General features: G+C 68.8%; 6 protein-coding genes and 1 pseudogene. 3 read left to right on the forward strand and 4 right to left on the reverse strand.

The features are described from left to right. Positions 1-31: 31 nt before the first annotated feature. A complete protein-coding gene (locus ACXMYJ_RS24970) occupies positions 32-1,057 on the reverse strand; it encodes a LacI family DNA-binding transcriptional regulator (protein WP_260751915.1) in 1,026 nt (341 codons plus the stop codon). 105 nt (positions 1,058-1,162) lie between these two features. On the opposite strand from ACXMYJ_RS24970, the gene ACXMYJ_RS24975 reads away from it, so the two are divergent. Then, positions 1,163-2,827: a glycoside hydrolase family 13 protein gene (locus tag ACXMYJ_RS24975; RefSeq protein ID WP_260751916.1), complete on the forward strand. Its 1,665-nt coding sequence runs from the start codon at positions 1,163-1,165 to the stop codon at positions 2,825-2,827. A 94-nt stretch (positions 2,828-2,921) separates the two neighbouring features. Continuing rightward, positions 2,922-3,914, forward strand: a complete 993-nt coding sequence (locus ACXMYJ_RS24980; RefSeq protein ID WP_443188715.1) for an Acg family FMN-binding oxidoreductase — start codon at positions 2,922-2,924, stop codon at positions 3,912-3,914. Positions 3,915-3,918: 4 nt separating this feature from the next. Here ACXMYJ_RS24980 and dosR read toward each other — a convergent pair whose 3' ends face one another. Genes dosR through ACXMYJ_RS24995 form a run of 3 tightly spaced genes read right to left on the reverse strand, consistent with a single transcriptional unit; the run spans position 3,919 to position 6,413 of the window. Continuing rightward, positions 3,919-4,569: a hypoxia response regulator transcription factor DosR/DevR gene (dosR, locus tag ACXMYJ_RS24985; RefSeq protein ID WP_260751929.1), complete on the reverse strand. Its 651-nt coding sequence runs from the start codon at positions 4,567-4,569 to the stop codon at positions 3,919-3,921. A 36-nt stretch (positions 4,570-4,605) separates the two neighbouring features. Continuing rightward, on the reverse strand, positions 4,606-5,427 hold the full coding sequence (locus ACXMYJ_RS24990; RefSeq protein WP_260751931.1) for a universal stress protein: 822 nt from the start codon (positions 5,425-5,427) through the stop codon (positions 4,606-4,608). Then, positions 5,424-6,413, reverse strand: coding sequence for an Acg family FMN-binding oxidoreductase (locus ACXMYJ_RS24995; protein ID WP_460359140.1), 990 nt, complete (start codon positions 6,411-6,413; stop codon positions 5,424-5,426). The genes ACXMYJ_RS24990 and ACXMYJ_RS24995 overlap by 4 nt, the downstream gene beginning before the upstream one ends. Positions 6,414-6,554: 141 nt before the next feature. Between ACXMYJ_RS24995 and ACXMYJ_RS25000 the strand changes: the two are divergent. Beyond that, positions 6,555-6,752, forward strand: a pseudogene (locus ACXMYJ_RS25000) (histidine kinase); the annotation flags it as partial. Positions 6,753-6,898: the final 146 nt, after the last annotated feature.

The following is a 6,898-nucleotide window of genomic DNA, read 5'->3' on the forward strand; positions in this document are numbered from 1 at the left end:
CACACCTCACAGGCTCGGTGGGGCAGCGGTGTCAGCGCGGCGGGGCGGTGGATCCGCGGATGACCAGCCTGGTCGGCAATGTGGTCACCGCAGACATGGTTTCGGCGGCCTCTCCGTCGTCGAGTCGGTCGAGCACCGCGCGTGCCGCGAGCCTGCCCTGCTCGCGCACCGGTTGCGCGACCGTCGTCAGATCGCTGATGTCGGCGGAGGGATGATCATCCACCCCGATCACCGAAATCTGCTGGGGCACAGTGATTCCAGCGCGTCGTAGGGTGCGCAGCGCGCCAAGCGCGATCTCGTCGGAGTGGCAGAAGACCGCAGTGGGCAGGCGGTCCTGGCTCAGCAGCGTCTCCATGCCGTGGGCCCCGCCGTCGATGCTCCACTTCACCGTCACCACGGTCGGGTCGGGCAATCCGGCCTCGTGCAGCTGCGAGTGGAACCCCCGGATGCGGGCCTGGTCGGTGGCCCATGGGATGTCGGTGTCGTCGGCGGCCTGGATCATCGCGATGTCGCGATGGCCGATCCGCACCAGGTGGCCGACGGCCTGCTGTGCGGCGCGCTCGTCGTCGATGCCGATCCACGGTCGGTGATCCCTGGCGCGATGCCCGCCGACGAACACCGTGGGCACCGCGAGCTGCTCCAGCCGGGTGTGCTCACGGGTGGACAGGGGAAGCGACACCACGATCGCCGCGTCGACCTTGCGACGCAACGGAAGCGCTTCGAAGAAGCGATGCCGCGCGCCCGAATCGGGCACCGTGCACAGCACCAGATCCACACCGACGGTGTCGAACTCATCGGCGATTCCCGCGAGGATCGTCGAGTAGAACCACGCGTCGATCCGGGGGACGATCACCCCGACGCGGCCGGTGGGTCCGCCCGACAGGCGCGAGGCCTCCGGGGACACGACGTAGGAAAGGTCCCGCGCCGCGGCGAGGATGCGGTCGCGGGTGGCGGGGGAGACGCCGGCCTCGCCGCGCAGCGCGCGGGAGACCGAGGCGATGGACACCCCGGACCGGCGCGCCACGTCGGTCATGTTGACGGTCTGCCTGGGGATCATAGGGTGACCAGAATAACCGTACGTAAGTATTTACGTAAGAGGAATTCCGATTGACAAATTCCTTTGAAAACGGGAATCTGGGCGAGAAAACGTTTACGTACGCTCATGCCCGGAGGAGTTCGCCCAGTGGCCCCCGAACAGTCATGGTGGCAGACCGCCGTCGTCTACCAGGTCTACATCCGCAGCTTCGCCGACGGAAACGGCGACGGCATCGGCGACATCGCGGGCCTGCGGGCACGGTTGCCCTACCTGGCCCGGCTCGGCGTCGACGCGATCTGGATCAACCCGTGGTACCCGTCACCGATGGCCGACGCCGGCTACGACGTCGCCGACTACCGCGACATCGAACCCGACTACGGCACGCTGGACGAGGCTCAGGCGCTGATCGTCGAGGCGCACGATCTGGGTGTCCGCGTGATCCTCGACATCGTGCCCAACCACACCTCCGACCGGCACTCGTGGTTCCAGGCCGCCCTCGCCGGCGACCCGCGTGCGCGCCGGCGGTACCACTTCGGGCCCGGCCGGGGCGCCGACGGCGCGTCACCGCCGAACAACTGGCAGAGCGTGTTCGGTGGGCCTGCCTGGACCCGGGTGGAGGAAGGTCCCCTGAAAGGTCAGTGGTACCTGCACCTGTTCGCGCCCGCTCAGCCGGATCTCAACTGGGCCAACGACGAGGTGCGCGCCGAGTTCGAGGACATCCTGGCGTTCTGGTTCGACCGGGGTGTCGACGGCTTCCGCATCGACGTCGCGCACGGTCTGGTCAAAGAGGCCGGTCTCCCCGACGGTGTGAGCACCGACGATGAACCGCAGGCGTTGCTGCACACTCAGTCCCGGCACCCCGCGTGGGACCAGGACGGGGTGCACGAGATCTACCGGGGCTGGCGCGCGGTGGCCGACCGCTACACGCCGGAACGGATCTTCATCGCCGAGGCGTGGGTGCCCAGCAATGAGCGGCTGGCCCGTTACCTGCGCGCCGACGAACTGCACACCGCATTCCAGTTCGACTTCCTGCGCACCCCGTGGCGAGCGGAGCTGATGCGCAAGGTCATCGACGATGCGATCCGCTCAGCCGCGTCGGTCGGTGCACCGCCGACGTGGGTGCTGTCCAACCACGATGTCACCCGCACCGTGACGCGGTTCTCCCGGTCGCAGCCGGCACATCTGATCGACACCGACTGGGAGCGGGGACGTTGGGGCGGGGAGGCGGCCGACCACGTCTTGGGGCGCCGGCGCGCCCGGGCCGCCGCGCTCGTACAGCTGGCGCTGCCCGGTACGGCGTACGTCTACCAAGGCGAGGAACTCGCGCTCGAGGAGATCGAGGAGCTTCCCGCCGATGCGCGCCAGGACCCCACCTGGGTGCAGTCCGGCTTCACCGATGTGGGTCGGGACGGCTGTCGAATTCCGTTGCCGTGGACCGAAACCTCGGCGCCCTACGGCTTCGCCGCCCATCCGGAAACCGAGACGTGGCTGCCGCAACCCGAGCACTGGGCCGAACACAGCGTCCAGGCGCAGGACCGCGATCCGGCGTCGACGCTGAACCTCTACCGCGCCGCCCTGCAGCTGCGCCCGGCGCTGTGGCGCGACGCCGGGGACGTCACGTGGACCGAGGTTGCGCCCGGCGTCGCGGCGTTCGAGCGCGGGGGCACGCAGTGTTGGGTCAACACCGGCGACACCACCGTGCGGTTGCCCGCGGGGGCGACGGTGGTGCTGTCCTCCGAACCTGACGTGGGCGGCACGCTTGCACCCGACACCGCGGTCTGGTTGAAGTAAGTCACTCCTTAAAGGGTCTTTGTGCCCTCACCCTGAGAACCGCTTCCGAAGCACCCTTGATGGAGACGACAACTCCTGAGGTGGAGACGAAGCGATGAGTAGCAATTTTCCGGGCGGCGAGACCCTGCGGTCGGCACTGTCGTTGGCGAGTCGTGCCCCCTCGGTGCACAACTCACAACCGTGGCAGTGGCGTGTCGGTGAGCACACCATCCATCTGTACGCGAACCCGGATCTGCTGCTGCCCCACACCGATCCCGACGGCCGCGACCTGATGCTCAGCTGCGGCGCGGCGCTCAACCACTGTGTGGTGGCGTTGGCCGCGCTCGGCTGGCAGTCCAAGGTGCACCGGTTCCCCAACCCGGCCGAACCCGATCATCTTGCCGCGCTGGTTCTGCACCGCTATCCGGCGGCCGAGCTCGATGTGACGCTGGCCGCCGCGATCCCGCGTCGCCGCACCGATCGTCGGCACTACAGCTCATGGCCGGTGCCGCGCGGGGATATCGCGTTGATGGGCGCGCGCGCCGCCCGGGCCGGGGTGATGCTGCGGCGGGTCGATGATCTGGTGAACCTGAAACGGCTGGTGAACGCCGCCGCGTTCGCACACGCGAGCGACCAGGGTTACCTCGCCGAGCTGGCCGCCTGGAGCGGCCGGTACGCCGCCACGGCGGGGGTGCCCGCCCACAGCGTTCCCACCACCGACGGGACGGGGCCGGTTCCGTTGCGCGCGTTCGCCGGAGGCGTGCTGCCGCAGAGTCCGCAGGTCGATGCCGCTGAGGAGAACGCGGCGGTGCTCGCCCTGGGCACCCGCGAGGACGACCGGCTGTCGTGGTTGCGCGCGGGGGAGGCGACCAGCATCGTGCTGCTGAGCGCGACAGCCCTCGGACTGGCGAGCTGCCCGATCACCGAACCGCTGGAGATCGCCGACACCCGGGAGGCCGTGCGCCGCGACGTGTTCGGTGCCGACGGATACGCACAGATGCTGCTTCGGGTGGGGTGGGCACCGGTGAACGCCGACCCGCTGCCGCCGACGCCGCGCCGCGAATTGGGTGAAATTGCTGCGCGCCTTGATGGTTCGCCGCTGAGGTGAGTGGTCAGCCGCCGTCGGCGTGGCGGTGCCGTTCGAGTTTGGAGACAAACACCGCGGCCTGGGTGCGACGTTCCATGCCCAATTTCGCGAGCAGCCGCGACACGTAGTTCTTGACCGTCTTCTCGGCGAGGAACATCCGAGCGGCGATCTGCTTGTTCGTCAGACCCTCTCCGAGCAGGTCGAGCAACACCCGCTCCTGCTCGGTCAGACCCGAGAGCGGGTCGGAGGGGTCGCTGTCTCCGCGCAGCCGGGCCATCAGCGCCGCGGCAGCCCGATTGTCCAGCAGGGAGCGGCCGGCTCCGACCTCCTTGATGGCCTGGGCGAGTTCCATGCCTTTGATGTCCTTGACGACGTAGCCGCTCGCGCCGGCCAGGATCGCGTCGAGCATCGCTTCGTCGGACGTGAACGAGGTCAGCATCAGGCAGCGCAGGTCGGGAAGCCGGGAGAGCAGATCGCGACACAACTCGATGCCGTTGCCGTCGGGCAGGCGGACGTCGAGGACCGCCACGTCGGGCTGCAGTGCCGGGATCCGGGTCATCGCCTCGGCCACCGACCCGGCCTCTCCGATCACGTCGAGCTCGGGGTCACTCCCGAGCAGATCGATCAACCCGCGCCGTACCACTTCATGGTCGTCTACCAGGAAAACCCTCACCATGTCGCGACGTCATCCCCCCAACGGGCCGGCGCCCGGTCATAGAGCGTTGTGCGGTTCGCACACCAGTATCGAACAATCCGTGTCGCGAAGGGCGGCATTGCCGGGAGGTCCCACCAGAGCCGCCACGCCGCCGGGGCGGTTTCGGGCCGCGACCACGAGTTGGACGGTGTCGCCGTGCGCGGCGAGATAGTCGAGGGTGTCGCCGTGATCGCCGACCGGCACGATCTCCACATCCGGATAGGCGCGCTGCCATTCGGCCAGTCGGCGGTCCCAGTGGATTCTGGCCTCGGGGTGGGGTCGCGCCGGGGTCAGCACGCGCACCGGCGCCTTCCGGCGGCGAGCTTCGTCCAGACCGCGCCGCATCACCTCAGAACTGGCGGCACTGTTGTTGAGTTCGATGACCACGAAGCGATCCTGACGGTGGTGCGGCCGGTGGGCGCGCACGATCGCCACCGGGCAGTGGGCGGACGCCGACAGGGCCGTCGCGGTCGACCCGATCCGGCCCTGGGTCGAATGCCTGAGTCCGCGAGCGCCGACACACAACATCGCCGCCGTTCGAGCCGCCTCCAGCAGAGTCGGAACCGGCCTGCCCTGCAGAATCTCGACCTCGATCTTGACGGGTCGCTGGGCAGCCTCCACGGCGGTCAGCGCGTGGCGCAGGGAGACGTCCGCGGTGGCGATGCGGCGGGACTGGTCGTGCGGGTCGACCTCACCGTCCTGGGTGTCGATGACGTACACCAACCGCAGGGGAACATCGCGGTCGACGGCCTGGTCGATCGCCCACAGCGCGGCGTCCACGGCGGCCGGGGAGCCGTCGATCCCGACGACGATGTAGGGGCTGGGCTGTGCCTCGGTCATGATGCGCCTCCGCGGATTTCGAGCACGTCCCGAACGGCCCGGCGGGGAGTGGGCGGCGGCGCGGCATCCATTGTCGGGGTCAGTCCGACCCGTACCAGCGCCTGCGGACTGGCGGTGCTTCCGATCAACGAGGCGACCACGTCGCGCCCCTCGGGCACCTCGGTGATGTGTGTGACGGTGCATGTCGCCAGGCCCAATATCGTGGCCTCGAGCAGCACGGCCGACAGTGCTTCGCCGCAACGCAATACGCTCTCGGCGGAGTCGTCGTCGGTGGACAGCACGAGGATCCCCGCGCGGTCCTCGTCGGGCCGGCTGTGGCTTTCTCCTGCACCGCTGACGGGGAAGGCGCGCCCGACGTGTACCCGATCGCTGTCCGTCGCCGCGATCAGGGCGCTGCGCGGAATCCCCTCCGAGGCGCTGAATTCCGCTGTCCACCAATCGATCTCGGCATGGTAACGGGCATCGTAGAGGCGCACCACCTCGGCCAGGTGCGAGGCCTCGGCCAGCGGGCTGCGAACGTCGTCGGCGACGGCGTCCAGCCGGGCCGGGGTATGCCGGGTCGCGGCGGTGAGGGCGTCGATGAGCCGCTCCCAGTCCGGAGGCGCCGCCATGGGAAGGCGGTCACTGCGTCGCAGCAGAATCGCGTCGGCGCGACGCTTCTGCTCGTCGGAGACCGCGGTCGAGCTGAACTCGATCCGGGCCAGGTGGTGGGGATTTGCGGGGTCGGGGAAGCGCTGCACACTGGTGGCCCATCCGGCGGCGGCCATCGCGACCCTGAAGTGGTCGAGCGCGGCCCCACAGCTGATCAACGCCTCACGCCCGGTGGCGTCGGCGGCGCGGATCAGCCGCGCCGGGTCGGCGAACAGGTCGACTGCGTGGTCACCGGCGACCCACCGCCACGGTTGACTGTTGTGCAGAGACGGTGCCCGGCACGCCAATTGCAGTGCGTCGACGATCGCCGCGGTGTGCACACGTGTCGCAGTCATCAGGCTCCCTTCGATTCACGTCCACACTGCGCGCCCCACCCGTCGAGGACCAGGGTCAATGGTCCTCAACCACATCACAGAACGGCCGACACCGTGGTGCACTGACGGTGGAGTGGGTGCGCTGCGGGGCACTTTGTCCAGTTGAGGTTGCGTGAGCTGCTCATCGAGGTGCAGGACCGGGTGGAGCGGATCATCAGGGGCCGCGACCGGCTTGGCGGCCTGGAACTCGACGACACGCTGCGCACCATCGTGCACACCGCGATCAATCTCGTCGACGCCCAGCTGATCGGGCACCTGCCGGAAGGCCGGGGAGTGCTCGGGGTGCTGATCGACGACCCCTAACCTCGACGTTTCGTGGAATAGGCTGTTGACACGACCTGTAATGCACGGAAGTGCCTGTCCTGTTTGAGAAAATGTGACTTGTCTAGGGTCCATGTTCACAAAGCGGGAAGGCACTCCGTAGGTGAAGCGTAGCGCGGTTCGTT

The sequence above is a fragment of the Mycobacterium sp. ZZG genome, assembly GCF_054786995.1.

Excerpts from the sequence above, each read along its gene's own strand:
- ACXMYJ_RS24995 (WP_460359140.1), bottom strand. The coding sequence starts at position 6,413 with ATGACTGCGACACGTGTGCACACCGCGGCGATCGTCGACGCACTGCAA.
- dosR (WP_260751929.1), bottom strand. The coding sequence starts at position 4,569 with ATGGTGAGGGTTTTCCTGGTAGACGACCATGAAGTGGTACGGCGCGGG.
- ACXMYJ_RS24970 (WP_260751915.1), bottom strand. The coding sequence starts at position 1,057 with ATGATCCCCAGGCAGACCGTCAACATGACCGACGTGGCGCGCCGGTCC.
- ACXMYJ_RS24990 (WP_260751931.1), bottom strand. The coding sequence starts at position 5,427 with ATGACCGAGGCACAGCCCAGCCCCTACATCGTCGTCGGGATCGACGGC.
- ACXMYJ_RS24980 (WP_443188715.1), top strand. The coding sequence starts at position 2,922 with ATGAGTAGCAATTTTCCGGGCGGCGAGACCCTGCGGTCGGCACTGTCG.
- ACXMYJ_RS24975 (WP_260751916.1), top strand. The coding sequence starts at position 1,163 with ATGCCCGGAGGAGTTCGCCCAGTGGCCCCCGAACAGTCATGGTGGCAG.